Origin of the sequence: Bradyrhizobium sp. CCGUVB1N3, from assembly GCF_024199925.1 — a bacterium.
Lineage (GTDB): Bacteria > Pseudomonadota > Alphaproteobacteria > Rhizobiales > Xanthobacteraceae > Bradyrhizobium.
Genome location: NZ_JANADR010000001.1, coordinates 8480133 through 8503117 on the forward strand (window position 1 = coordinate 8480133; position 22985 = coordinate 8503117).

Annotated in this window: 20 protein-coding genes, 1 tRNA gene, 2 pseudogenes and 1 riboswitch; of the genes and pseudogenes, 15 read left to right on the forward strand and 8 right to left on the reverse strand. The window is 62.9% G+C overall.

Features of this window, described 5'->3' with window-relative positions; genetic code table 11:
* The first annotated feature begins 72 nt into the window (after positions 1 to 72).
* The 7 genes from xylB to NLM33_RS40065 all read left to right on the forward strand — a co-directional run bounded on the left by xylB (position 73) and on the right by NLM33_RS40065 (position 9227).
* The gene (gene xylB / locus NLM33_RS40035; RefSeq protein ID WP_254106118.1) at positions 73 to 1518 is read left to right on the forward strand and encodes a xylulokinase; all 1446 of its coding nucleotides are present in this window, start codon (positions 73 to 75) and stop codon (positions 1516 to 1518) included.
* 140 nt (positions 1519 to 1658) lie between these two features.
* Positions 1659 to 3182 carry a sugar ABC transporter ATP-binding protein gene (locus NLM33_RS40040; protein ID WP_254103931.1) on the forward strand — a complete coding sequence of 508 codons (1524 nt, stop codon included), beginning with the start codon at positions 1659 to 1661 and terminating at the stop codon, positions 3180 to 3182.
* Positions 3175 to 4215 carry a ribose ABC transporter permease gene (locus NLM33_RS40045; protein ID WP_254103932.1) on the forward strand — a complete coding sequence of 347 codons (1041 nt, stop codon included), beginning with the start codon at positions 3175 to 3177 and terminating at the stop codon, positions 4213 to 4215. Before NLM33_RS40040 ends, NLM33_RS40045 begins: the two co-directional genes overlap by 8 nt.
* A gap of 98 nt (positions 4216 to 4313) precedes the next feature.
* Positions 4314 to 5261, forward strand: coding sequence for an ABC transporter substrate-binding protein (locus NLM33_RS40050; RefSeq protein ID WP_254103934.1), 948 nt, complete (start codon positions 4314 to 4316; stop codon positions 5259 to 5261).
* A gap of 118 nt (positions 5262 to 5379) precedes the next feature.
* The gene (locus NLM33_RS40055; RefSeq protein ID WP_254103936.1) at positions 5380 to 6210 is read left to right on the forward strand and encodes an SDR family oxidoreductase; all 831 of its coding nucleotides are present in this window, start codon (positions 5380 to 5382) and stop codon (positions 6208 to 6210) included.
* A 171-nt stretch (positions 6211 to 6381) separates the two neighbouring features.
* Positions 6382 to 7722, forward strand: a complete 1341-nt coding sequence (locus NLM33_RS40060; protein WP_254103938.1) for a solute carrier family 23 protein — start codon at positions 6382 to 6384, stop codon at positions 7720 to 7722.
* A 410-nt stretch (positions 7723 to 8132) separates the two neighbouring features.
* Positions 8133 to 9227, forward strand: a complete 1095-nt coding sequence (locus tag NLM33_RS40065; protein WP_254103940.1) for a hypothetical protein — start codon at positions 8133 to 8135, stop codon at positions 9225 to 9227.
* 6 nt (positions 9228 to 9233) lie between these two features.
* Here the strand turns inward: NLM33_RS40065 and NLM33_RS40070 are convergent, their stop codons facing one another.
* Positions 9234 to 9938, reverse strand: a complete 705-nt coding sequence (locus NLM33_RS40070) for a histidine phosphatase family protein (protein ID WP_254103942.1) — start codon at positions 9936 to 9938, stop codon at positions 9234 to 9236.
* 455 nt (positions 9939 to 10393) lie between these two features.
* On the opposite strand from NLM33_RS40070, the gene NLM33_RS40075 reads away from it, so the two are divergent.
* The 4 genes from NLM33_RS40075 (at position 10394) to NLM33_RS40090 (ending at position 14224) form a co-directional block, all read left to right on the forward strand.
* Positions 10394 to 11956, forward strand: a complete 1563-nt coding sequence (locus NLM33_RS40075) for a 2-isopropylmalate synthase (protein WP_254103943.1) — start codon at positions 10394 to 10396, stop codon at positions 11954 to 11956.
* Positions 11957 to 12160: 204 nt separating this feature from the next.
* Positions 12161 to 13162 (forward strand): TRAP transporter substrate-binding protein, encoded by a 1002-nt coding sequence (locus tag NLM33_RS40080; protein WP_254103945.1) that lies wholly within the window; start codon positions 12161 to 12163, stop codon positions 13160 to 13162.
* 240 nt (positions 13163 to 13402) lie between these two features.
* Positions 13403 to 13984: a Spy/CpxP family protein refolding chaperone gene (locus tag NLM33_RS40085; RefSeq protein WP_254103947.1), complete on the forward strand. Its 582-nt coding sequence runs from the start codon at positions 13403 to 13405 to the stop codon at positions 13982 to 13984.
* A 164-nt stretch (positions 13985 to 14148) separates the two neighbouring features.
* Positions 14149 to 14224: transfer RNA gene (locus NLM33_RS40090), tRNA-Lys, on the forward strand.
* Between the two features lie 349 nt (positions 14225 to 14573).
* On the opposite strand, the gene NLM33_RS40095 is transcribed toward NLM33_RS40090, so the two are convergent.
* Together NLM33_RS40095 and NLM33_RS40100 are read right to left on the reverse strand one after the other, a co-directional pair.
* A complete protein-coding gene (locus NLM33_RS40095) occupies positions 14574 to 16181 on the reverse strand; it encodes a hypothetical protein (protein WP_254103949.1) in 1608 nt (535 codons plus the stop codon).
* Positions 16162 to 16416, reverse strand: coding sequence for a hypothetical protein (locus tag NLM33_RS40100; RefSeq protein ID WP_254103950.1), 255 nt, complete (start codon positions 16414 to 16416; stop codon positions 16162 to 16164). The genes NLM33_RS40095 and NLM33_RS40100 overlap by 20 nt, the downstream gene beginning before the upstream one ends.
* Before the next feature lie 536 nt (positions 16417 to 16952).
* On the opposite strand from NLM33_RS40100, the gene NLM33_RS40105 reads away from it, so the two are divergent.
* On the forward strand, positions 16953 to 17255 hold the full coding sequence (locus NLM33_RS40105; protein WP_254103951.1) for a hypothetical protein: 303 nt from the start codon (positions 16953 to 16955) through the stop codon (positions 17253 to 17255).
* Positions 17252 to 17686, forward strand: a complete 435-nt coding sequence (locus tag NLM33_RS40110; protein ID WP_254103952.1) for a PIN domain-containing protein — start codon at positions 17252 to 17254, stop codon at positions 17684 to 17686. The genes NLM33_RS40105 and NLM33_RS40110 overlap by 4 nt, the downstream gene beginning before the upstream one ends.
* Positions 17687 to 17911: 225 nt before the next feature.
* On the opposite strand, the pseudogene NLM33_RS49940 reads toward NLM33_RS40110, so the two are convergent.
* Together NLM33_RS49940 and NLM33_RS49945 are read right to left on the reverse strand one after the other, a co-directional pair.
* Positions 17912 to 18211: pseudogene (locus NLM33_RS49940) on the reverse strand (N-formylglutamate amidohydrolase); the annotation flags it as partial.
* Positions 18210 to 18608 (reverse strand): N-formylglutamate amidohydrolase, encoded by a 399-nt coding sequence (locus NLM33_RS49945; protein WP_371930166.1) that lies wholly within the window; start codon positions 18606 to 18608, stop codon positions 18210 to 18212. The gene NLM33_RS49945 and the pseudogene NLM33_RS49940, both read right to left, overlap by 2 nt.
* 54 nt (positions 18609 to 18662) lie before the next feature.
* Positions 18663 to 18742: riboswitch (ZMP/ZTP riboswitch) on the reverse strand.
* A 413-nt stretch (positions 18743 to 19155) separates the two neighbouring features.
* Between NLM33_RS49945 and NLM33_RS40115 the strand changes: the two are divergent.
* Both NLM33_RS40115 and NLM33_RS40120 read left to right on the forward strand, forming a co-directional pair.
* Positions 19156 to 19719, forward strand: a pseudogene (locus tag NLM33_RS40115) (DUF932 domain-containing protein); the annotation flags it as partial.
* Positions 19720 to 19778: 59 nt separating this feature from the next.
* Complete coding sequence (locus NLM33_RS40120; protein ID WP_254103100.1) at positions 19779 to 20672, forward strand: ArdC family protein; 894 nt, start codon at positions 19779 to 19781, stop codon at positions 20670 to 20672.
* Here NLM33_RS40120 and NLM33_RS40125 read toward each other — a convergent pair whose 3' ends face one another.
* The 3 genes from NLM33_RS40125 to NLM33_RS40135 are packed head-to-tail and all read right to left on the reverse strand — an operon-like array spanning position 20673 to position 22982.
* A complete protein-coding gene (locus tag NLM33_RS40125) occupies positions 20673 to 21131 on the reverse strand; it encodes a TetR family transcriptional regulator (RefSeq protein WP_254103101.1) in 459 nt (152 codons plus the stop codon).
* Entirely contained in the window at positions 21118 to 22245 is a 1128-nt protein-coding gene (locus tag NLM33_RS40130) for a hypothetical protein (protein ID WP_254103102.1), read from the reverse strand. Before NLM33_RS40130 ends, NLM33_RS40125 begins: the two co-directional genes overlap by 14 nt.
* The gene (locus NLM33_RS40135) at positions 22173 to 22982 is read right to left on the reverse strand and encodes a hypothetical protein (RefSeq protein ID WP_254103103.1); all 810 of its coding nucleotides are present in this window, start codon (positions 22980 to 22982) and stop codon (positions 22173 to 22175) included. The genes NLM33_RS40130 and NLM33_RS40135 overlap by 73 nt, the downstream gene beginning before the upstream one ends.
* Between the last annotated feature and the right edge of the window lie 3 nt (positions 22983 to 22985).

Genomic DNA, 22985 nt, shown 5'->3' on the forward strand with positions numbered 1-22985 from the left:
CTTCTTGGGTTGATTGACTATCCGACGTTGCGGCGCCGTCGTCCATATCGACGTTCACGATTTGTAAGGATGATGTATCTCGGCATCGATCTCGGCACCTCGGCGGTCAAGACCGTCCTCGTCGACGACACCCAGCGCGTGATCGCGAGCGCGAGCCGGTCGCTCGCGACGGCCTCGCCGTGCGCCGGCTATTCCGAGCAGGATCCGCGGCAGTGGGTCGAGGCGGTGTTTGCGACGCTGGATGAGCTGAAGGCGGATCATCCGCACGAGCTGGCCGCCGTCGAGGGTATCGGCCTGTCCGGCCAGATGCACGGCGCCACGCTGCTCGACGCGAATCTCAAGCCGCTCCGTCCCTGCATTCTCTGGAATGATGGCCGCTCTGCGGCCGAGTGCCGTCAACTTGAAGAGCGCTGGCCGGCCTTGCGTGCCACGACCGGCAACAAGGCGATGCCCGGCTTCACCGCGCCGAAGCTTTTGTGGATCGCGGCGAACGAGCCCGAGATCTTTGCGGCGACAAGACTCGTGCTGCTGCCGAAGGCCTATTTGCGCCTGATCTTGTCGGGCGAAGCGATCGAGGATGTCTCCGACGCCTCGGGATCGCTATGGCTCGACGTCGCGCGGCGCGACTGGTCGGATGACGGCCTTGCCGCGACCGGCCTGTCGCGCACGCACATGCCGCGGCTAGTCGAAGGCTGTGCGCCGTCGGCGCGGCTGACGCGCGAGCTCAGCGAACGCTGGGGCATGGTGAAACGGCCGATGATCGCGGGTGGCGCCGGCGACAACCCGGCCGGTGCCGTCGGCATCGGCGCGATCCGTCCGGGAACCGCGTTCATCTCGCTCGGGACATCGGGCGCGCTGTTGACGCCAACCGACAGGATTGCCGCGAACCCGGATCGCGTCGTGCACACCTTCGCGCATGCGATCCCTGCAATGTGGATTCAAGCCGGCGCGATCCTCTCGGCCGCGTCCTGCCTCGCCTGGATCGCGCGGCTGCTTGGCGCCCCGGAAGCCGAATTGCTGGCGCCGCTCGGTGCGCGCCCGCAGGCGCCGTCGCCCATAAGCTTCCTGCCTTATCTTGCCGGTGAGCGGACGCCGCATGACGACCCCAATGTGCGCGGCATGCTCGATGGCCTGAGCCATGGCACCGATCGCACCGCGATTGTGCAGGCCGTGCTCGAAGGCGTTGCGTTTGCGCTGGCCGATTGCCGCGATGCGCTCGCGGCCGCCGGCCTTGCCGTCGCGGAGGCCGACGCGATCGGTGGCGGGTCGCGTTCCGCGTTCTGGCTCACTGTGCTGGCAAACGTGCTGAACGTGCCGATCCACCGCTTTGCAGCCGGCGAGACCGGTGCCGCGTTCGGTGCGGCGAGATTGGGGCGCCTTGCTGTCACGGGCGAGGCGATCGCAGCCGTCTGCACGCCGCCGCGGCGCGTCGAGACTTTTGAGCCCGAGCGCGCGCTCGCCGATGCCTATGCCGCGCGGCTTCCCGCATGGCGCAAACTGTACCGGCCGCGCCATTAGCGTCGTGCGTTCCGCATGTGCACCCCATTGATATTGTCGGTTCGGTATTGCCCTGCGCCGCCGCCTTTTGTTTAATGGTCAAACCGCGCTGACAACGAAAGAGACGCGGGTGGGAAACGCATTGTGCGCCGGGAGGCACGATGAACGATCCGATCCTCGAGATGCGCGGGGTCTCCAAATCCTTCTTCGGCATCAAGGCGCTGCGCGCCGTTGACCTTACCGTCTATGCCGGTGAGGTCCACGCCCTGATGGGCGAGAACGGAGCCGGTAAGTCGACCCTGATGAAAATTTTATCGGGTGCCTACCGGCCCGATCCCGGCGGCGAGATCCGCATCGAGGGCAAGCCGGTACGGATCGAAGGGCCACTCGGCGGCCGCGCCGCCGGCATCTCGATCATCTATCAGGAACTGTCCTTGGCCCCCAACTTGAGCGTCGCGGAGAATATTTATCTCGGCCGCGAGGTCTCACGTTCGGGATTGCTCGCGCGCGGCGACATGCGCGTCGGTGTCGGCCCGATCCTGGAGCGGCTGGGCGCCGACTTCACCCCGTCGACGCTCGTGGCACATCTTTCCATGGGCCAGCGCCAGCTGGTCGAGATCGCCCGTGCGCTGCACGCGCGTTCCAAAATCCTGATCATGGATGAGCCGACCACCGCGCTGTCGGCCGGCGAGAGCGAGCGGCTGTTCGCGCTGGTCCGGCAACTGCGCGCCGAAGGGCTTGCCATCATCTATATCTCGCATCGCATGGACGAGGTCTACGCGCTCGGCGATCGCGTCACGGTGCTGCGTGACGGACGCCTGGTCGGCTCGCTCGACAAGTCCGACATCCGCGCCGACAGCATTGTCCGCATGATGGTCGGGCGCGACGTCTCGTCTTTCTACAAGAAGGACCACGATCCCGAGGCTGGAAAGGGGCATCCGGTGCTCACCGCGACCGATATGTCCGACGGGCAGCGCGTCAAGGGCTGCTCGCTGACCGTGCATGCGGGCGAGGTCGTGGGACTGGCCGGCCTGATCGGCGCGGGCCGTACCGAACTTGCACATCTGATCATCGGCGCCGCGCCGAAGGTTTCCGGCCGTGTCGAGCTCGAGGGCCGCCCAATCGACATCCGCGCGCCCGGCGAGGCGCTCGAGGCCGGCATCGCCTATCTCACCGAGGACCGCAAGGCGCTCGGCCTGTTCCTGGACATGTCGTGCCAGGATAACATCAACCTCGCGGTGCTTGGGCGCGACGCGAAGCTCGGCTGGTTCCTCGATCGCGACAAGGCGCGTGAGCGCGCCGACCGGGCTTTCGCGGGCTTAAGCATCCGCGCCGCAAATGCCGGCGTCCCCGCGGGCGGGCTGTCCGGCGGTAACCAGCAGAAGGTGCTGCTCTCGCGGCTGCTTGCAATCGGACCGAAGGTCCTGATCCTCGACGAGCCGACGCGCGGCGTCGACGTCGGGGCCAAGTCCGAAATCTATTCGATCATCGACAACCTCGCAAAGGCTGGCACAGCGATCCTCATCATCTCGTCCGATCTGCCCGAGATTATCGGCATCTGCGACCGCGTCATCGTGATGCGCCTGGGGCACGTCGAAGGCGAGATCAGGCGAACTGCGACACAGCCGCTGACCGAGGAGGATATCATGGCACTTGCCACGGGGATGGAGCACCTCGATGCCTGATCAGGGATCTTCACCAGCAAAGGCGGCCACGGCAAACGGACTTGCCGCTGCCCAGGAGACGAAACGCCAGCGGGTCAGGCTCCTGATCCAGGCGGCCGGCATGCTGCCGGTGCTGCTGCTCCTGTGCGCCGGCTTTCATTACCTGTCGGACGGCCGTTTCTTCACCGGCCAAAATCTCGGCATCGTTCTGCAACAGGCTGCCGTCAATACCGTGCTCGCCGCGGGCATGACCTTCGTCATCCTTACCGGCGGCATCGACCTGTCGGTCGGCTCGATCCTGGCGGCGTCCGCGATGGCCGGGTTGACGCTGTCAAAGCTGCCCGAGCTCGGGGCGCTGTGGCTACCGGCCGCCGTCCTCACCGGCCTCGGCTTCGGTGTCGTCAATGGTGCGCTGATCGCGTTGCTGCGGCTGCCGCCCTTCATCGTTACGCTCGGCTCGCTCACCGCCGTGCGCGGTCTGGCGCGCTTGCTCGGCGCCGACACCACCGTGTTCAACCCTTCGATTCCCTATGCATTCATCGGCAACGGCTCGCTCACTCTCATTCCCGGCGTGATCTCGATTCCGTGGCTGTCTGTGATCGCGCTGCTCGTGATCCTCGTTTCCTGGCTGGTGCTGCGCCGGACCGTGCTCGGCGTGCACATCTACGCGGTCGGCGGCAATGAAAGCGCTGCGCGGCTTGCCGGCATCAAGGTCTGGGCGGTGCTGATCTTCGTCTATGGCGTGTCAGGACTGTTTGCCGGCCTCGGCGGCGCGATGCAGGCGGCGCGACTCTACGCGGCCAACGGATTACAGCTCGGACAAAGCTACGAGCTCGATGCGATCACCGCCGTGATCCTGGGCGGCACATCCTTCGTCGGCGGCATCGGCTCGATCTGGGGAACGCTGGTCGGCGCGCTGATCATCGCCGCGCTGTCGAATGGCCTGATCCTGGTCGGCGTATCCGATATTTGGCAATACGTCATCAAGGGACTGGTGATCATCGGCGCCGTCGCGCTCGATCGTTACCGCCTGCAAGGCTCGGCGCGCACCTGACGATCGGTGCGCGAAGGTACAGCCACTCGCGCTGTGGAACTCCGTTGCGGCAACTGGTCAGCCGCGCGGGACATCAAATCAGACCAGGGAGGAAGCCAATGTTGAAGACGATCTCGCTTACCAGCGCCGCCGTGGCGCTTGCCCTGAGCTCCGCGCCGCTGCAGGCGAAGGAGCTCAAATCCATCGGCGTCTCGCTCGGTTCACTCGGCAACCCGTTCTTCGTCGCGCTGTCGAAGGGCGCCGAGTTCGAGGCCAAGAAAACCAATCCCAATGTGAAAGTCACGACCGTCGGCTTCGAATACGATCTCGGCAAGCAGGTGACCCAGATCGACAACTTCATCGCCGCCGGCGTCGACCTGATCCTCCTGAACCCCGGCGATCCCAAGGCGATCGGCCCGGCGATCAAGAAGGCGCAGGCCGCCGGCATCATCGTCGTCGCGGTCGACACCGCCGCCGAAGGCGCCGATGCCACGGTGACCACGAACAACGTCCAGGCCGGCGAGATCTCCTGCCAGTACATCGTCGACAAGCTCGGCGGTAAGGGCGAGGTGATCATCGAGAACGGCCCGCAGGTCTCGGCGGTGATCGATCGCGTGAACGGCTGCAAGAGCGTGTTCGGCAAGAACCCCGGCATCAAGGTCCTGTCCAGTGACCAGGACGGCAAGGGCTCGCGCGAAGGTGGCCTCACTGTGGCGCAGGGTTACCTGACCCGCTTCTCGAAGATCGATGCCATCTTCGCCATCAACGATCCGCAGGCGATCGGTACTGATCTGGCGGCGCGCCAGCAAAGCCGCTCCGGCATCGTCATCACCGCCGTCGACGGCGCCCCCGACATCGAGGCCGCGCTGAAAGACCCGCAGTCGCCGCAGATCCAGGCCTCGGCCTCGCAGGACCCGTTCTTCATGGCCCGCCGTGCCGTGCAGGTCGGCGTCGGCATCCTCGGTGGGCAGAAGCCCGCCTCGACCGTCGAGCTGCTGCCGTCGAAGCTCGTGACGCGTGACAACGTCGCCGACTACAAGGGCTGGACCTCGGATCGCACGCAGTAACGGTATTGCGTTTGCCGGCGCCGCCCCTTGCGGGCGGCGCTGGAACGCTGCAAGAGGGGAGGCGTTTGTGATCGACGGCCTGTGCCGTTCGACATATCCCCTGTGAGTGACGCCGCCTATGCAGCAATCCGATCGATCGACCTCGTTCGCATCCCGCCTCGTCGGGCAATACGCACTCGTGACCGGCGCGTCCCAAGGGATCGGGCGCGCGATCGCCGTTCGCTTCGCGCAGGAGGGGGCAACCGTCGCCATCAATTACCTTGAGCACCGTGCGGATGCAGAGCAAACGCTGGCACTGGCGCAAGCCGCCTCGCGCGGGCATGGTGATCGGGACCACCTCGTCGTTCAGGCCAATGTCGGCGTCGAGGCTGACATCGCGCGAATGTTCGATTCAATTCTGTCGCGCTGGCCGCGGCTCGATTGCCTGGTCAACAATGCCGGCTTCCAGAAGGAATCGCCGAGCGAGGCGCTCGACATCGAGGCCTATCGCCGCATCATCGACGTCAATCTCAACGGCGCCGTGCTCTGCGCGCAGAAGGCGCTGGCGCATTTCGTCAGCCGCGAGGGCGGCGGCACCATCGTCAATTGCTCGAGCGTGCACCAGATCGTCCCGAAACCCGGCTATCTCGCCTATTCGATCAGCAAGGGCGGCATGGCGAACCTGACGCGCACGCTGGCGCTCGAATTCGCCGGACGCGGCATTCGCGTCAACGCCGTGGGGCCGGGCGCGATCGACACGCCGATCAACGCAGCCTGGACCGGGGATGTGACGAAACGCGAAGGGGTCGAGAGCCACATTCCGCTCGGCCGGGTCGGAACGGCCGAAGAGATCGCCGCGGTGTTCGCCTTTCTTGCCTCGGACGAGTCGAGCTACATCACCGGTCAGACCATCTATGCCTGCGGAGGTATTACGCTGTTCGGTGAATTCCGCGAGAACTGGGCGAGCTGACCTTCTTATGTCATAACACTCCAACTCCTCATCCCGAGGAGCCCGCCGCAGGCGGGCGTCTCGAAGGATGGCCGCGATATCCGGGCCTTCATGGTTCGAGACGGCGCTGACGCGCCTCCTCACCATGAGGGGCAGGACGCAGCGAGACTGACGCGGGACAAGAGAGGGAACATGGCCACGGGCTCCGATGAGCATGCAAGCGGCTACTTTCCGCGCTGGAAGCTGAAGACGTCGGGCGTGATCCTGCCCGAGGAGCGGCTGCCCTGGGGCCAGACCATCATTGCCAGCCTCCAGCATGGCGTCGCGATGTCCGGGGCGACGATCATCGCGCCGCTGCTGATGGGGTTCGACCCAAATCTGGCGCTGTTCTTTTCCGGCGCCGGTACGCTGATCTTCTTTACGGTCGTTGCCGGACGCGTGCCGAGCTATCTCGGCTCCAGCTTCGCCTTCATTGCCGTCGTTATCGCGGCGACCGGCTATTCCGGGAAGGGACCGAATCCGAATATCGATGTCGCGCTCGGCGGCATCGTCGGTGCCGGCGTGCTCTACGGCATCATTGCGCTGATCGTGATGTGGGCCGGCGTCGGCTGGGTCGAACGCCTGATGCCGCCGGTCGTCACGGGCGCGGTGGTCGCCGCGATCGGTCTCAATCTCGCGCCGGTGGCCGTGAAGGCCGTGAGTGCAGGCGCGTTCGACACCTGGGTCGGACTGTTGACTGTTCTGATCATCGGCCTGACCGCGGTGGCGGCTCCGGGATTGTGGCGCCGGCTGCCGATCATCGTCGGCGCCATCGGCGGCTATCTCCTTTATCTCCTGCTCGCCAATGGTTTCGGTCTGGGCAAGCCGATCGATTTCACCCAGCTTTCGGCCGCGCCATGGATCGGCCTGCCAAAATTCACGACGCCGACCTTCCATGCCGACGCGATCTTCCTGATCGCGCCGGTCGCGATCATCCTGGTCGCCGAGAATCTCGGCCACATTAAAGCCATCGGAGCGATGACCGGCCGAAGTCTGGATGGCTATCTCGGCCGCGCATTCCTCGGCGACAGCCTCGCGACGATCGTTTCGGCCTGCGGCGGCGGCACCGGCGTCACCACCTATGCCGAAAACATTGGCGTCATGGCGGCGACGAAGGTCTATTCGACGCTACTATTCGCGGTGACGTCCGTGGTGTCGATCCTGCTCGGCTTTTCGCCGAAATTCGGCGCGCTGATCCTGTCGATCCCGGGTCCCGTGATTGGCGGCCTGTCGATCGTGCTGTTCGGCCTGATCGCGGCGATGGCTGGGCGAATCTGGGTCGAGAACAAGGTCGACTTCTCCGCCCCCCGCAACCTGATCACGGTCGCCGTTGCGCTCACCGCCGGCGCTGGCGATCTCACGCTCAAGTTCGGCGCCTTCACGATGGGCGGTATCGGCACCGCGACCTTCGGCGCGATCGTGCTCTATCAGGTGCTAGCCACGAAGAACGAAGGTAACGGTTCCGTCACGCCGCCGGCAGCTCAAGCGCGATGACGCCGTCGCCGCTGTCTGCGGCCCTGACACTGTCGCGTGCCACCGATTCAATGGCGGGCCATCGCTCGCGGAACAGCGCCGATGCGTCGTGAAAATTCGAAGCGTCAACCCTGACGCAGCAGGCCCGCCGTCGGCCACCATCCGCTATCTGAAAGGAGAAAGTAAAGCCGACGCGCTCTCCATCGCCATCGACCGCCCGCTGTCTTTGCATCAGTGTCCCCTGATGTTGCATTCACCGGCGCACCTTTCGTTTTCGATTTGGAAATTCCTGCGGCGCTATTGTGGCGTTGTTCAAATAGGTTTGCAGTGTTGCAAACATCTGACACTTATCGTGAGGTAGCGCTTCCAAGCCCTGTTCCCGATGACTACGATTGAGGCAGTCGGCCGAATACATGAGCTCGAAGACGGGCATGAGAGCGAGACGTTACATCCTCACAAGCGCGGCGCTTGCGCTCGCAATCGCGCTGACGGCACCGATCGATGTCGGCTCGCCGGCGCGCGCACAGCCGGCCGCGCTCACGGCCGAGCAATCGAAGGCACTCGAGACCTACGATCGCGCCTTGAATGAATTCAAGACGATCCTGAACCAGCGGCGTCGCCAGATCGATGCGCATGAGCCGCTTCCGGACCGCCCCGGCCAGGCCCTCTACCTTGCACGCGTCGATGTCATGAGCTCCTACAAGGATCTTACCGATGCGCTTCCGTCGCGGATCGGGCGGCCCAACAAATACGAGGTTCCGCCGACCTATTTCGACGCCGATATCGAACCGCTGATCGACGAATACCGGGCCCTCTTCGACGTCATGGAGGCGCCGCCCGCGAATGCGCAGGCTTCGCCGACGCCGTTCAAGGACGTCGTCGATCTCGGCACCGCGATCGCGCGCGCCAAGGGACTTGACGCGAAAGGCGCCGATGCGGCCGGCCGCATCAGCCTGGGGCTATTCTTTGCCGAGACCAACGGCAAGCAGAATGTCGGCAACGGCCGCGCCAAGGCCTATATCGGCAGCTTTCAGACAGGGCCGTCGGAGGACCGCAACGGCCGCAAGCAATGGCAATCGATCAAGGCCTCGATCGCCGCCTTCGATCCGCAAATGATCGCGCGCGACGACAAGGAGGAGGCCCGTGCCGCCGGCCTCGACCATCGGCTCAACCACTGGACCGCGGTGCGTGACGGCCTCATGAACGCGCACGCCGATCTCTTCGCGCAGATCCCCGGCATCGCCAGGACGCTGCCGGATCCGATCGACCAGATGAAATTCTTCGAGCTCATCCAGATCATCCCGACCGCGACCCGAGCCGCGCTGAAGTCGGGCAATTTACTTCAGAGCCGAGTCTCCGACCCGACCGTGATGAAATATCTGCGCAACAACAGCATCTTTGCCTATGGTCGCGCCGACAGGGCAAGAACGTCGGCGAGCTTCCGCGAAATCCTCGATGCGATGTGGCTGTTCAATCAGAAGTTCGCGCGGGCGCAGGCGGAGTTCGAACGCGTGCGGACGCGGTGAGGGCATTCACCGCATCGTCTCCGCCAGCTTGCTCCATTCGCCTGCACCGATGCGAACGATCAGCTTCGCTCCGCCGGCGCCATCGGGCTTGAACACCGAAGCCTCGCCCTCGCGCACGTCGAACCAGTCCTTGCCGAAAGCGTCCATGAGGTTCGGCTTGTGCGAGACGATGACGAGATTGCCGCCTGCGGGCGGCGGCGTGGCCGCGAGCTTGCGCAGCGCCTGGGCGCGGCGGTTGTTCTCATCGGGCGACACCACGAGACCGCCCTCGGTAACGTCTACGGATGCCGTGACAGTGCCGAAGCCGAGCAGCGTGCCGGTGTCGACCGCGCGCTGGAACGTGCTCGTGATGACCGCGCTGACGGGAATGCCGAGCCTGTGCATCGCAGCTCCGACCGCCGTGGCCTGCACACGCCCTTCCTCGGTGAGTTGCCGCTGGGCCGCGACGTTTTTCATGTTGAGCGGATCGGTGTCGGCCTGGTTCGCATAGGTCGGACCGTGTCGGAACACGATGACGTGGCCGCCCTGGCGCACCCCCTCCAGCCATTCGGGCTGCGCTGCCGTCACCGGATTGGCGGCGAGACCAACCCACAAGATGAGCCACGCAATACGGATGCCAAGCATGATGCCGCCTCCCATCGGCCGGCGCGGCCCGGCCATGCCGCGCCCCGATGTAGCGCGAGCGCGCGACGCAGGCTTTGCCGTCTTCATGAGCTTTTCGTGACGGGCGCTTTGCGTTTGATGGAGGCGGCGGCGAGGGGAAAGACCGGGTTGGGTCGGCCGATGCGCACCTCAATCAGGTCAGTTACCCTGACCATCTTTTGGCGTTGCAGTTTCAGCCATTTCTCGTCTAGAAACGCCTCAACGAGCCTCCCGGCAACGAACCGTCAACGGTTTTGGCCGAGGATTTTGTGGCTCAAAGGGTCTGGCAATGCTGATTCGCGGCCAAAATGACGGGATTTCGGGGGAGGCGGCTCTGGCCGTCTGCACCGCCGCGTCCCGGCCCGCGATCCTGCCCACCCTCCTTCTTGGCGAGCTCCTTCTTACCTGCCCCTGAGGGCCGGCTGGGCGAACGCGCCTGGGCACTCAGGGGTTGTACGAGATCACCGGACACCTCAAGCGCTCGAGCCAACTGAAGGGCGCACCAGCTTAAAGGAAATTTCGAAATGGCCACCGTGAACAAGTCCGAGAAGGACCGCGTCATCATTTTCGACACCACCCTGCGCGACGGCGAGCAGTGCCCCGGCGCCACCATGACGTTCGAGGAGAAGCTCGAGGTTGCCGAACTGCTCGACGATATGGGCGTCGACGTGATCGAAGCCGGCTTCCCCATCACCTCCGAAGGCGACTTCCAGGCGGTGAGCGAGATCGCGCGCCGCTCCAAGAATGCCGTCATCGCCGGCCTGTCGCGCGCGCATCCGGCCGACATCGACCGTTGCGCCGAAGCGGTGAAATTCGCCAAGCGTGGCCGCGTCCACACCGTGATCGCGACCTCGCCGCTGCATATGCGGGTGAAGTTGAACAAGGCCCCGGAGCAAGTGATCGAGACCTCGGTTGCCATGGTCGCGCGCGCCCGCAATCTGATCGACGACGTCGAATGGTCGGCTGAGGACGGCACCCGCAGCGAGATGGACTTTCTCTGCCGCATCGTCGAGGCCGTCATCAAGGCCGGCGCCACCACGGTGAACATCCCCGACACCGTCGGCTACACTACGCCGGACGAGTACACCCACTTCATGAAGACGCTCATCGAGCGGGTGCCGAATTCAGACAAGGCGGTGTTCTCCGTGCACTGCCATAACGACCTCGGCATGGCCGTTGCGAACTCGCTGGCCGGCATCGTCGGCGGCGCGCGTCAGGTCGAGTGCACCATCAACGGCATCGGCGAGCGTGCGGGCAATGCCGCCCTCGAAGAGATCGTGATGGCGATCAACGTGCGCAACGACAAATTCCCGTACTGGAACAAGATCGACACCACGCAGCTCACCCGCGCCTCGAAGGTGGTGTCGGCGGCGACTTCGTTCCCGGTGCAGTACAACAAGGCGATCGTCGGCCGTAATGCCTTCGCGCATGAGAGCGGCATCCATCAGGACGGCGTGCTGAAGGACGCTTCGACCTACGAGATCATGCGGCCCGAGATGGTCGGCCTGAAGCAGTCGTCGCTGGTGCTCGGCAAACATTCCGGCCGCCATGCCTTCATCCACAAGCTGGAGGAGATGGGCTACAAGCTCGGCCCCAACCAGCTGGAAGATGCGTTCGCGCGGATGAAGGCGCTGGCCGACCGCAAGAAGGACATCTACGACGAGGACATCGAGGCGCTGGTCGACGAGGAAATGGCGGCCTCGCACGATCGCATCAAGCTGACCTCGCTGACCGTGATCGCCGGCACCCATGGCCCGCAGCGCGCGACCATGAAGCTCGACGTCGACGGCCAGACCAGGATCGAGGAAGCCGAGGGCAATGGTCCGGTCGATGCCGTCTTCAACTGCATCAAGGCGCTGGTGCCGCACGAGGCCAAGCTCGAGCTGTACCAGGTTCACGCCGTGACCGAAGGCACGGACGCGCAGGCCGAAGTGTCGGTCCGTCTGTCCCATGACGGCCGTTCGATGACGGCGCGCGCGGCGGATCCGGACACGCTGGTGGCCTCCGCCAAGGCCTATCTCGGCGCGCTCAACAAGATCGTCATGAAGCGCCAGCGCGATACGGTGACGACGGCGGCGGCGAGCTGACAAGCGAAGCTTGTCATTCCGGGTTCGATGCTCCGGGCCGCGCTAGTGCGGTCCCGTCGCATCGCCCCGGAATGACCGTGATAAGAGATAGCAGCCCTGCTAACGGCCAATAGCGGCTGCGGAAGCGAGCCGCTATTGATGCAGCCGGCATAAGGATCGGCCGCCCGCGCGCGGGGCGGCCCAAACAATAACAAGGGAGAGATCATGCGCACTTTCGCGATCGCGGCATCCGTCGCGGCTTTGGTTCTGGGGCTTGCCGGTCCGGCAGCCGCCGACCCGATCGTCATCAAGTTCAGCCACGTCGTCGCAACCGATACGCCGAAGGGCAAGGCGGCCGAGAAGTTCAAGGAGCTCGCCGAGAAGTACACCGGCGGCAAGGTGAAGATCGAGGTCTATCCGAACTCGACGCTCTACAAGGACAAGGAAGAGCTCGAGGCTCTCCAGCTCGGCAGCGTGCAGATGCTGGCGCCGTCGAACTCCAAGTTTGGTCCGCTCGGCATCCGCGAGTTCGAGGTATTCGACCTGCCCTACATCCTTCCCGACCTGAAGACGCTGCGGAAGGTGACGGAGGGACCGCTTGGCGCGAGGCTGCTCAAGCTGCTGGACTCCAAGGGCATCACCGGCCTTGCCTATTGGGACAACGGCTTCAAGCAGATGAGCGCCAACAAGAAACTCATCACGCCGGCCGACTATCAGGGCGTGAAATTCCGCATCCAGTCCTCGCGCGTGCTCCAGGCGCAGTTCAAGGCGCTGGGATCGCTGCCGCAGGTGATGGCGTTCTCCGAGGTCTACCAGGCGCTCCAGACCGGCGTCGTCGACGGGCAGGAGAATACCTGGTCCAACATCTACACCCAGAAAATGCACGAGGTGCAGAAGTACATTACCCAGACCAATCATGGCTACATCGGCTACGTTGTGATCGTGAACAAGAAGTTCTGGGACGACCTGCCCGCCGATGTCCGCGACCAGCTTGCGAAGGCCATGAAGGAAGCGACCGACTTCAACAACGCGCAGTCCCAGAAGGAGAACGACGACGCGCTCGCCGAGATCAAGAAGAGCGGCAAGAACGAGATCATCTCGCTGACGTCGGAGCAGGACGAGGCGATGCGCAAGGCGATGGAGCCGGTCTACAAGGATGCCGCGGGCCGCGTCGGCCAGCCGTTGATCGACGAATTCCAGAAGGAAGCGAAGAGCGCGACGAACTGAGCTCGCGCCGTTGCAATGCGAGAAGGGCTTCCGTGCGCGACGCGGAAGCCCTTCATTCGTTTTGGCGGTCATTGTTGCGAATAATTTCAAACTGCGACAATGGAAGCGGTGTTTGCAAAGCGGTGTTTGGATATATCTTCGGATTACATCTTGGTAAGACTGGCCTCTCTATCGAAGTTGTAAGTTGAACACGGTGCAAATGGCGCCCATCTTCAGGGAACCTTGGAAGAGGAGGTTCGTATGAGGAAGTTCGCCATCGCCGCCATCGCGGTGCTCAGCATCGCCGGCTCCGGCGCTGTCTACGCGCAATATCACCGTTTCTCCGACCACATGCGTCACATGCGCATGAATCCGGAAGATCGCGCCGCCTTGGTCGATGCGCGCATCGCTGCCGTGCATGCCGGGTTGAAGCTGAATGCCGACCAGGAGAAGCTGTGGCCGCCGGTCGAGGCCGCCGTGCGCGATTTCGCCAAGCTGCGCATCGATCGCGCCAATGCGCGGATGAACGCTGGCCCCGGCGATGCCGACAAGCAGGATGATCCGGTCGCCCGCCTGCGCCAGCGCGCTGACGACATGGGTGCCACGTCCACGGCGCTAAAGAAGATCGCCGATGCCGCCGATCCCCTCTACAAAACCCTGGATGAGGGCCAGAAGCGGCGCCTGGCCGTTCTGACCCGCCACCAGGGCCCGTTTGGCGGCGAGGAGGGCTGGCGTCACCGCTTCATGGAGCACCGCATGGACCGCATGATGGACCGCGGCATGGACCGCTTCCATGGCAGCGACCGGGATGGCGGGCCGGACCGGGAGGGCGGCCGCCTGTAAGGCCCCGCAATTCTCCGGGCAACGCGAGCGAAGCCGCTGGAATCCAGCGGCTTTTCTCTTTTTGGGACCCGGCCATGAAGACTTGGAAAACCTCGTCCACATCGCTTGCCTTCCCGGGATCGCTTTGCTAAACGACCGGCCTCGCAAGGCATTAGCCGCCTTTCGGGCGCATAGCTCAGTTGGTAGAGCAGCTGACTCTTAATCAGCGGGTCCCAGGTTCGAGCCCTGGTGCGCCCACCAAACAAAACTTCCTCTTTTTCAATAGGTTACGGGAAGGTCGCCGAGAACAAAACTGGTCTCGTGCGACGTTTTTTCTGGTCGCACGTCGCACGCCATGCGACGAGCCGACGAAGTTCTTGGTGTGTTCTCGAGAGATGGTTCGCATAGCGAAGTATCTTCCGGCCAGGAGATGCTGAAGCTGATGGGCCGACTGCGAAATTACGTTGACAGCGCCAAGTTGGTTAGCGCTCGGCACGGGCGATCGACGGGACGGCATTCGTCATCGTCCGAGACCCAGAATATTACCACGCAAGCACCGCTGCATCGTGCACGCTACAACCAGCCGAAATGAGATTCGGCCGGTCGGCGATCAGCCCTTCATCCCTTCTTTGCGCACCTGCAATTCGAGGCGGTCGATGCCGGTATCGGCCCGATCGGCATTGCGAGCACGGTAATGCTTCACGATGGTCTGCGCGCTTCGGTACGAGTGCCCCGTGATGTCGCAGATCGTCAGGAGGTCGCAGCCGGCGCGATCAAGCAGCATCACGCAGGTATCGCGCAGGTCCTGGTCGTGTTTCTGGTCGAGTTCGCCGGCGCCATTGACGAACATCAGCGACGGGCACGGCTTCAGGCGCCATGCTCCGCCATCGCCATTGCTGTCGCGCGCCGCCTGCGCCTCCAGCCATCCCGCCAACGCTCGCGCGCGTTGATCGATTGCGCGAGCGCGCTGCGCTTTGTTCCCTTCATCGAGAGGGAAGGGCGCGAACAGCCCGTCGACGGTACTGATCAATTCCGTGGTCAGTCGCTCCGCGCGGACGATCGCCCGGCGCACGGTATCGCGTGCGAGAAACCCGAACACGGCTACGGCACGCGCGGTCGACACCCAATGGCGGTAGGTGCTCTCGTCATAAGGCTCACCGGTGTCCTCATTGACAACGAACTCGAGCGGCACCGTCTCAAGTTGAAGCCGTAGCTTAAGCGCCTTTATCCGCGCCCGCGAAACGTTTAGCCGTGTACTAAGTTGAGGCGCCTCCTTGATGTCGACGAGTTCGCCAGTCTTGCTTTGCCGGAACGCATGCCGTCCCGCAGCGTCGCTCTCGTCGCGCATAATCAACCGGTCGGTCTGGCGCTGCCCGGTGAACAGCGCCAGATAGAAGCTGTCGCCGATCGAGGCCCGATCGATCGCATCGGCCGCGGCAACCCACGCGGAAAATTCTCGCATCGCGACCAACACGATGCGGCCGTCCGGATGATCGAACTCCATGCCCTCCCGCGGGTTGGGTCCGAGGCGCCACAGGATGCTTTCTTGGCCCCAAGTAAACGCGGCTGACAGCGTCGCGATCATCGCCAGCGCCATATGATGGCCGCGTACCGACTTCGCATAGTTGTAGAACGCTCGGAACTCGGGTTTACCGATCGACGATGGTGTTGCGGTGGCGATCGCCTCGAGTTCGCGCGTGGGCTCGGCAACGCCCAGAAGTCTGGCAGCACGAATCTCGGCGCGCATTCTCGCAGCAGCTTCGCGCGTCTGCGGCCGATAGAGAATAGCTGAGATGCACTTGCGATAGGACGATTGCGAGGCGGAGGACAATGCCTTGAACTCCTCCGATTTGCTCCAGTCGTCCAGAAGATCCTCAATAGTGGCACGCTTCCGTACAGTAATCTTTTTGGGCAGTTTGCCAGCGCGCCGCGCCGCCTCAATTTCCGAGCTTCGTCTGTCGGAAAAGTCGGAGGCCTCCTGTAGATTGAACCATGCGCCGACCGGGCGGCCCTTTTCATCGTGGGGCGGATGGCGCAGGTCCGTATCGACAAAGCCGAGTGCCCTCGCGTAAGCGCCATGCGACGAGCGCGGACGGCCGTCACGCCACTTCACATAGGGGAATTTCGGATTGGCCATAGAAGCCTCGGCGCCGAAGTAAAGGAAAGGCAGCCATTGGAATCTAGCACCATCTTTAATGTCAAGCGCCATTGTGCCCATAGGCCACTCTCAGGCGCTCGCGATGTTCTTCGTCGCTTGCCGCCGGCGGTGGCGCGAATGCGTCATTAGCGATCGTCTTCGGGCGCATGGGATGATGCCGAGTCAGCCAGGCGTCGAAGCCAGTACGCTCCCATTTGAGCGGTCCGCGTTCGCTGATCGGCGCTGGCAAGCCGTCGCGCTCGTGCCGGCTTTGGCGCGTGCGATAGAACGTGTCCAGTGAGACGCCTATCGCCATCGCAACCTCGGTCGAAGAATAGGGTGGCTCCATCCTCTGGGGACTGTTCGGCAGGCGCATATGCATAAGTCCGCAACGCCGCGTCACTTCTCCCTCCTTTGACAGAAGTCGATAGAACATGGGAGCAGACAAGGACGAAGGTGAAAGCGCACGCACCAGACGTAGGGAATTCGGCTAATTTGGAGTGCCACCGCCGCGTCCTTGCCATTGCGCGGATCGCTCCGCATCCCGACAAAGATGACGAATTGCGGCCCCAAGACAAGGAAAAACATCTCATAATTCAATGCGTTGCATCGTAGCCACGCGCTGATCCGACATGCGAGGCGTAGCAGATCGGGAGATCGCAAAGTCGAGCGCACAAAAAATATTTTCGTGATGACCGTCCGAACCGCCACTTGCGTGATTGCTAAGAGCGCACAGCTCCGCCCTCCTATCATTTCTTCCACCTCTGCCGCTCGCGGGGTCACAAAAGAGTCGCGGCCTTGCCGCGAACCGAAAATTCGGCTATATAACCAGCTATACGATGGAGGCGATCAGTGAGCAAAAGCGCACAGAAAAGGGCGATCGAAAATTACCGATCCCGGCTGACGAAGCGTGGCATTGTGCGGTTCGAACTCCACGCCCTCGAGACCGATCGCGACCTCATCAGAGCGCTTGCGCGCAAGCTGATCGAGGAAGGCCCGGAAGCTGGTAGTCTCCGGCGCACGGTTCAACAGGCCGTTTCTGGCGAACCCTCCAAGCCCGGTGGCATCTTGGACGCATTGCGTCGCTCTCCGCTCGTTGGCGCCGATCTCGACCTGACGCGCCCACGCGAAGAAGGGCGCAAGGTCGACCTGTGACGCGCTATCTTCTCGACACCAACATCATCAGTAACGTCGTCAAGCCGCAGCCGTCAGAGCCGCTACTGGCTTGGATGGCAGCACAGCGAGATGAGGATCTGTTCATCGCATCGCTTACGGTCGCGGAAATCCGGCGCGGCATCCTTGAAAAGCCGCGCGGGAAAAAACGGGACGCTCTCGATGCGTGGTTCTCCGGCCCGGATGGGCCTCAGGCCCTGTTCGCGGGCCGCATTCTGCCATTCGACGAGAAGGCCGGGCTTGTCTGGGCGCGCCTGATGGCGGAGGGCAAAGTCGCCGGACGGCCGCGCAGTGGGCTCGACATGATCATCGCAGCCATTGCGGCGGCTAACGAATGTACTGTCGTAACGGATAACGAGAGGGATTTCACCGGAGCTCAGATTATAAATCCGATGCGCAGACGCGGGTTGTGAGCGGCATCCGGTCCATCAATCTTCGCCTCATTGACGAACTCGTCGACTTTGTCCGCGTCTGAAGACCGAGTGGCGCGCGCTCGCCAGCCCCGGCAAACCAGCCGCGCGCTGCACTGGCCCGCTACATCCCGCACCACAGATCGATAATCTCTTTGAACACATCGCGAAGTCGCGGTTTTAAGTGCTGAAGCTGTATTGGATCGATTCGCGGTCGGATAGGCTCGTCTATGTGACTGCAGTCCAGATACGTTGTGTAGCGTAGCTCGATCTGTAGCGTCTCCGTCGAAGAGTCGCAGTATCCCTAATCAAATAACCGCCCGAGAAGGGCTCGTTGCAGACCGTCCGGAAGCGTTGTCGTTCGAAGGCATTGATGGCGAGATTGGTCGTCTCTTGCCGACACGATACACCCCGTAGGTCACCGACGCAGACATCGTCTTCAATGGGGCCGAAAAAAGAGTGAAGATCAAGAAGCAGAACCCGCTTATGCAAGGTCAGCAGGTGTCCGATGATATTGGACAGCTCTTCATGGTAAGGATGAGTGGTAGTCGACCAATCGTTGACGAAGACTCAGTGTTTCCGGGAGCTCCTGATAGATCGGCGTTCCATCAAACATCGAGTCGAAGATGACAGCTTCGTGGAATGAGCCAAATAACAGTCCTTCCGGATCCCGATTTAGGTCAGTGACGTATCGACTGTGTTTAGCCTCGATAGTCGTAACGCCCAACTCAGGCAGAAAATCGTAGGCCATTGGGAGATACCAATCAGTGTTTCTCAGCCACGCTCGATGAAGTGGCGTAAATGCATTCGCGATCGATGGCGGAACGAACGTGCCGCTGTGCGGCATACTAGCAATGACGGGAACTGATTTTCCCCGCAGGTTGCCCGATTCGATACAGCTCCTGACCGCATGTATTCGCGCCAGCCAATATGTTGGTCATGGGCAGCGTCCCTCACTCTAGAATTAACCGAGCATCCGCTCGGCGGCCCAGGCGAACGGCACGATACCCCGCTCTCCCCGTGGTTTGTCCACGTCAATCGCCAGTTGAGCAAGGGTCGCAGTCTATCACTCAACAGATGCAACGGTGTATCTGCGCGGCACGCATTTTCAGGAAGCCTCGCAAATGTGCTACAGCATCCGCTGCGACACGCTGACCGATTTTTCAGAGTTCGATTCGCGTGACGAATATCGGCAAGATTGAGACTTTGTTTCTCTTGCGATGAACTGAATAGACAGGCCAAGTCGGCGGAAACGGCCGGAAGGGCGGAAATACGCCGATCCTGACATGCTGAATTCCGGCGGTGCGCCTTTGAGGGGAAAGCCTCCCCCTACGCCCGAGCCTATGGTCTCGGCCGCCTCCTCTGCGGGAGAGCCCCGCAACGCCCCATGAGAGTGAGAGGGTGGACGGGCTTCGCCGTGACGAGTTGAGGGCTGGAGGAGAGGCCTCCGGCGCCCGTCATGGAGATGACCCATGACTCAAGGCGAAGTTCTGAGCGCTGGCCGCGACCGAGTCGGCGGCTACAAGGTGGACGTAACCCGCGGCGAGCGCATCGGCCGCGTATCCTCGGAGTGGTTTTCACGGCCGGCGGACGAGCGCTATCTGTCGCTGTCAGACCTCTACGCCGCCATGCACCGACGGACCGAGCGCAGCCGGACCCGAACGGTCGAGAGCGCAGCGATCCGGGTGGAGGCCAGCCGCGACAATGCTGAGCGCCTGGCGCTGATACTGCCCGGCTGCGATGCGCCGATCGCACCGACCCACTGGAGCTTCAGCCAACTCGCGGGCCTTGTCGGAGCGCCAGCGGCCTACCTCCGGCAGCTTCCGGCGCCGCTCGCCGGCATCAACCTGCAGTACGGCTTGACCTCCCATTCCGCCGAGCAAGTGAAGACGCTCGAGATCGAAGATGGTCGCGTTGAGCTTCGCGCTGTTACAGGCCCTGAATACGGGCGTATCTTTGATCATGCACTCGTGGCGGCCGTGCAGCGCATCGCCGGCAATGGCACGGGCGATACGCGGTGGAAGGTGCCGGGCTTAGGTCATGTTGCAACTGTATTCTTGAACGCTGAGACCTCCTGCGCAGGGAGGGCCTGATCATGGCGTTTCGAGATCGGGCCGATGTCTACGGCCGCATCACCGCCGAGATCATCGCGGCAATCGAGCAAGGTGCCGGCGAGTGGTGCGCGCCATGGTTCCACAACGGGACGAGCGCTGCCCGTCCGACCAATGTCGCTTCCGGCAAGCGCTACCGAGGCATAAACACGTTGGCCCTTTGGCACGCAGCCATGGCCGGCGGTTACGCTGATGGCCTATGGGGTACTTATCGGCAGTGGCAGAACGTCGGCGCGCAGGTACGCAAGGGAGAGCGCTCGACGACTGTGGTGTTGTGGAAGCAGATCGCTTCGTTCGAGTCGGCCGACGACGATGACAGTGATGATGGTGGCCACCGCCGGATGTTCGCCCGGGCGTTCTCGGTGTTCAACGTCGCTCAGGTGGACGGATATGCGCAGCCGCAGGCGGACGTCCTGTCGGAGAGCGAGCGCCTAGCGCATGCCGAGGCATTCATCGCCAACCTCGGCATCAAGACCGTCTTCGGCGGTTCGGAGGCTTACTACCTCCCGTCATCGGACACGGTGTTCATGCCGGACTTTGCTTCCTTCCGCGATGCCGCGTCTTTCTATGGGGTCTGGACGCATGAGAACGGACACGCCTCAGGGGCAAAGCACCGGCTTGACCGCGATCTCTCGGGCCGGTTCGGCTCGGCTGCCTATGCTGCCGAGGAATGCTGTGTGGAGATTCTCAGCGGGCTTATCCTTGCCGATCTGGGCATCGCCCACCATCCACGTGCCGATCATGCAGCGTATATTGCCTCGTGGATCGACGTGCTGAAGGATGATTCCCGCGCCATCTTCACGGCAGCCAGCAAGGCGCAGCAAGCGGCCGACTGGATGCACGCGCAGCAGCCAGCACAGCTTGAATCGGCAGCCTGATCAACGGTTGCGGGCGTTCGGCTTCGTGCCATGCAGATGCACTGGAGACCGCAACGCCCGCAGTTCCGCATCAAGTTTCGCGGCCCTTCTCTCGACGCGCGCAGTTGCCAGTTCTGCGTCCTGCGCGCACTTGAGCAACCTCGCGTTCTCGGTTGCTAGCCCGCGAACCTGCTCCCTCAACTCGATTGCGACGGCGCGCCAGTCCGTTTCTGGCGCTTCTTTTGGTGCCGCGGCAGCGTCGACCCGAGACGAAGCTGCTTGAAGCAACTCAGCAATGACATCGCGATGATTGACGTAGATCGCATTGCGTCCAATGCCCGCTTCACGCGCAAGGTTGGCGACGGATAGCTTCGCGTTTCCCTCCCGCGCCAACAACCGCGCCAACGCTGCGCGCAGGCGATGGGCAGTCGCATCCCGGCGCTTCTGCTGGGGCGTGATGCCCGTCTTATCGGCGGGCATCATCGCTCTCCCCATCCAGCCCCCGGAGGATTCGGTCACATTCGAGAATGCGCTCTTGGGCGAGTTTCCGGCTTTCACCGTCGAGGGCAGGATGCTCAAGCAACTGAGTATTGCGTACCTGCCGATCTTTCCACACGGCTCTATGGCGCTCGCTCACGGCGAAGTTGGCGCAGCGAGCGCATACACTCTGTGTTCGCAGGACTTCATTCGGACCATGGTCATCACCCTGACAGGCGGAATGCTCGCGACGATAGAGGCAGTAACCCCAGTCACACACGCCGAGCACCATCCCGCTGTCTTTCAGGATGAAGTCAATATATTCTCCGAGGTCGCCATCACGCGTGCGGCCCCGGAATGGTGACCGCGACGCGATCATGCGCCCGGCATGGCCTGACAGATTTGATGCCGTCAGAAGATCCTCCAGCGCTGCCCGTGTTTCCTTCAGGATCTCGTCGTTGATCAATTCGGCGAGTTCGAAGTCCGTACCCACATAAGCGGAATCGGTCATCACCCGGCTGACGTGCCCAAGATGCTCCTGGAGGGCATGAAGGCCTGTTCTGTCCCGCTTGCCAATGAAGCGTGCGAACGTCTTCCTTCCCTGATGCGCGTTCAGATGCCAAGGTTTTCCTTGATGGAGCGGCAGGTCGAGCATCTTTCGGAAGCTGCTGTTCAATCGAACGCCGAAGGTGCCGCTGTGCGGGATGCGGATCCGCCGTCGCAGCAAGGTCCGATCCCGCGTCAGCATCCACAGATTGCTTGTCTCAAGCTTCTTGCGGATCGGGGCTGACAGCCGCTCCAGTACGTCGACGGCGCGGACCACGGGTTCGGGTGCGATCCAGCGATGGGGCTGGCCACCATCGCCTGTCGCCATCTTGTATATCCGTCCGTGCAGATAGGTGACCTCCTGGCCATCAGGACCGATATGGCGCTCTATGCACCCTGCCTCGAGCCCGAGGATTTCCGAGACGCGGGCGCCAACGAGCCAGGCGATTACGACGAAGCAGGCATCATAGATGCGCTCGATCAAGGCGTGGACGTCCTTCAACTGGACGACCGGTGCGTGCCAGGGACAGTCTTCATTCGACAAGGTGGAGAACGAGAAGTCGTCGAGCATCTGCCGAGCTTGCTGTTCCCCCGCAGACGTCGGCCTGTCGTCAAGCCGGTAGGCATAGGCAACCGCCGCCAATCGCGGAGCGTTATCACATCCTCGGCCGCTGTGCCGATGAGCCGCAATGCACCGCCGATCAGCGCCGTTGCCACCTTGTCCGGTGTATAGGGGAGGCGTCGACCCTCTCGATCGAGACGGGGAAGTCGGGGGCCGCACTCATCCAGGAACCGCCGAAGATCATCGGGAACGCCGTCGACCAGTTTCTCCCGTTGAGCATGGAGGCGCACCAACGTAGACAGATACCCAGCCCGGGTGGCAAGCGACAGCGCTTCGCCCTTCCGCCCCGGTCGTTCCCTCAGCGTGGTTATGAACTGGGCGGCAGCATCAGCATCAAGCTCATTGAAGCGGTGATACCCTTCACTGACCATCCAGCAGACCAGAACGCGCATCTGGTTGAAGATCGAGATCAGGGAGCCAGGTCCAAGCCTTCGCTTGCCCGCCGGCGGGTCTGTTCTGAGCGACCACAGGAAGCATTTGACGGCCTCGCGCAGCACAGTCCATGCAGGGTCGCTGAACCGGCTGCCGTCAGGAAGTTCGAACGTCCAATCGATCGTTCGACTACAGTCGGTCACGCCTGGCCGGGTGAGGTCGAGGCGCCATGTGTCGTCATCCCAGCTCGAGGTCGAGGAGATCGAGCGCGGCAGGACTGAAGCAGTTCGTCGGTTCACTGCAACCTGAACCATCGT

Excerpts from the sequence above, each read along its gene's own strand:
- xylB (WP_254106118.1), top strand. The coding sequence starts at position 73 with ATGTATCTCGGCATCGATCTCGGCACCTCGGCGGTCAAGACCGTCCTC.
- NLM33_RS40040 (WP_254103931.1), top strand. The coding sequence starts at position 1,659 with ATGAACGATCCGATCCTCGAGATGCGCGGGGTCTCCAAATCCTTCTTC.
- NLM33_RS40045 (WP_254103932.1), top strand. The coding sequence starts at position 3,175 with ATGCCTGATCAGGGATCTTCACCAGCAAAGGCGGCCACGGCAAACGGA.
- NLM33_RS40050 (WP_254103934.1), top strand. The coding sequence starts at position 4,314 with ATGTTGAAGACGATCTCGCTTACCAGCGCCGCCGTGGCGCTTGCCCTG.
- NLM33_RS40055 (WP_254103936.1), top strand. The coding sequence starts at position 5,380 with ATGCAGCAATCCGATCGATCGACCTCGTTCGCATCCCGCCTCGTCGGG.
- NLM33_RS40060 (WP_254103938.1), top strand. The coding sequence starts at position 6,382 with ATGGCCACGGGCTCCGATGAGCATGCAAGCGGCTACTTTCCGCGCTGG.
- NLM33_RS40065 (WP_254103940.1), top strand. The coding sequence starts at position 8,133 with ATGAGAGCGAGACGTTACATCCTCACAAGCGCGGCGCTTGCGCTCGCA.
- NLM33_RS40070 (WP_254103942.1), bottom strand. The coding sequence starts at position 9,938 with ATGAAGACGGCAAAGCCTGCGTCGCGCGCTCGCGCTACATCGGGGCGC.
- NLM33_RS40075 (WP_254103943.1), top strand. The coding sequence starts at position 10,394 with ATGGCCACCGTGAACAAGTCCGAGAAGGACCGCGTCATCATTTTCGAC.
- NLM33_RS40080 (WP_254103945.1), top strand. The coding sequence starts at position 12,161 with ATGCGCACTTTCGCGATCGCGGCATCCGTCGCGGCTTTGGTTCTGGGG.
- NLM33_RS40085 (WP_254103947.1), top strand. The coding sequence starts at position 13,403 with ATGAGGAAGTTCGCCATCGCCGCCATCGCGGTGCTCAGCATCGCCGGC.
- NLM33_RS40095 (WP_254103949.1), bottom strand. The coding sequence starts at position 16,181 with ATGGGCACAATGGCGCTTGACATTAAAGATGGTGCTAGATTCCAATGG.
- NLM33_RS40100 (WP_254103950.1), bottom strand. The coding sequence starts at position 16,416 with ATGGCGATAGGCGTCTCACTGGACACGTTCTATCGCACGCGCCAAAGC.
- NLM33_RS40120 (WP_254103100.1), top strand. The coding sequence starts at position 19,779 with ATGGCGTTTCGAGATCGGGCCGATGTCTACGGCCGCATCACCGCCGAG.
- NLM33_RS40125 (WP_254103101.1), bottom strand. The coding sequence starts at position 21,131 with ATGCCCGCCGATAAGACGGGCATCACGCCCCAGCAGAAGCGCCGGGAT.
- NLM33_RS40130 (WP_254103102.1), bottom strand. The coding sequence starts at position 22,245 with ATGCTCGACGACTTCTCGTTCTCCACCTTGTCGAATGAAGACTGTCCC.
- NLM33_RS40135 (WP_254103103.1), bottom strand. The coding sequence starts at position 22,982 with ATGGTTCAGGTTGCAGTGAACCGACGAACTGCTTCAGTCCTGCCGCGC.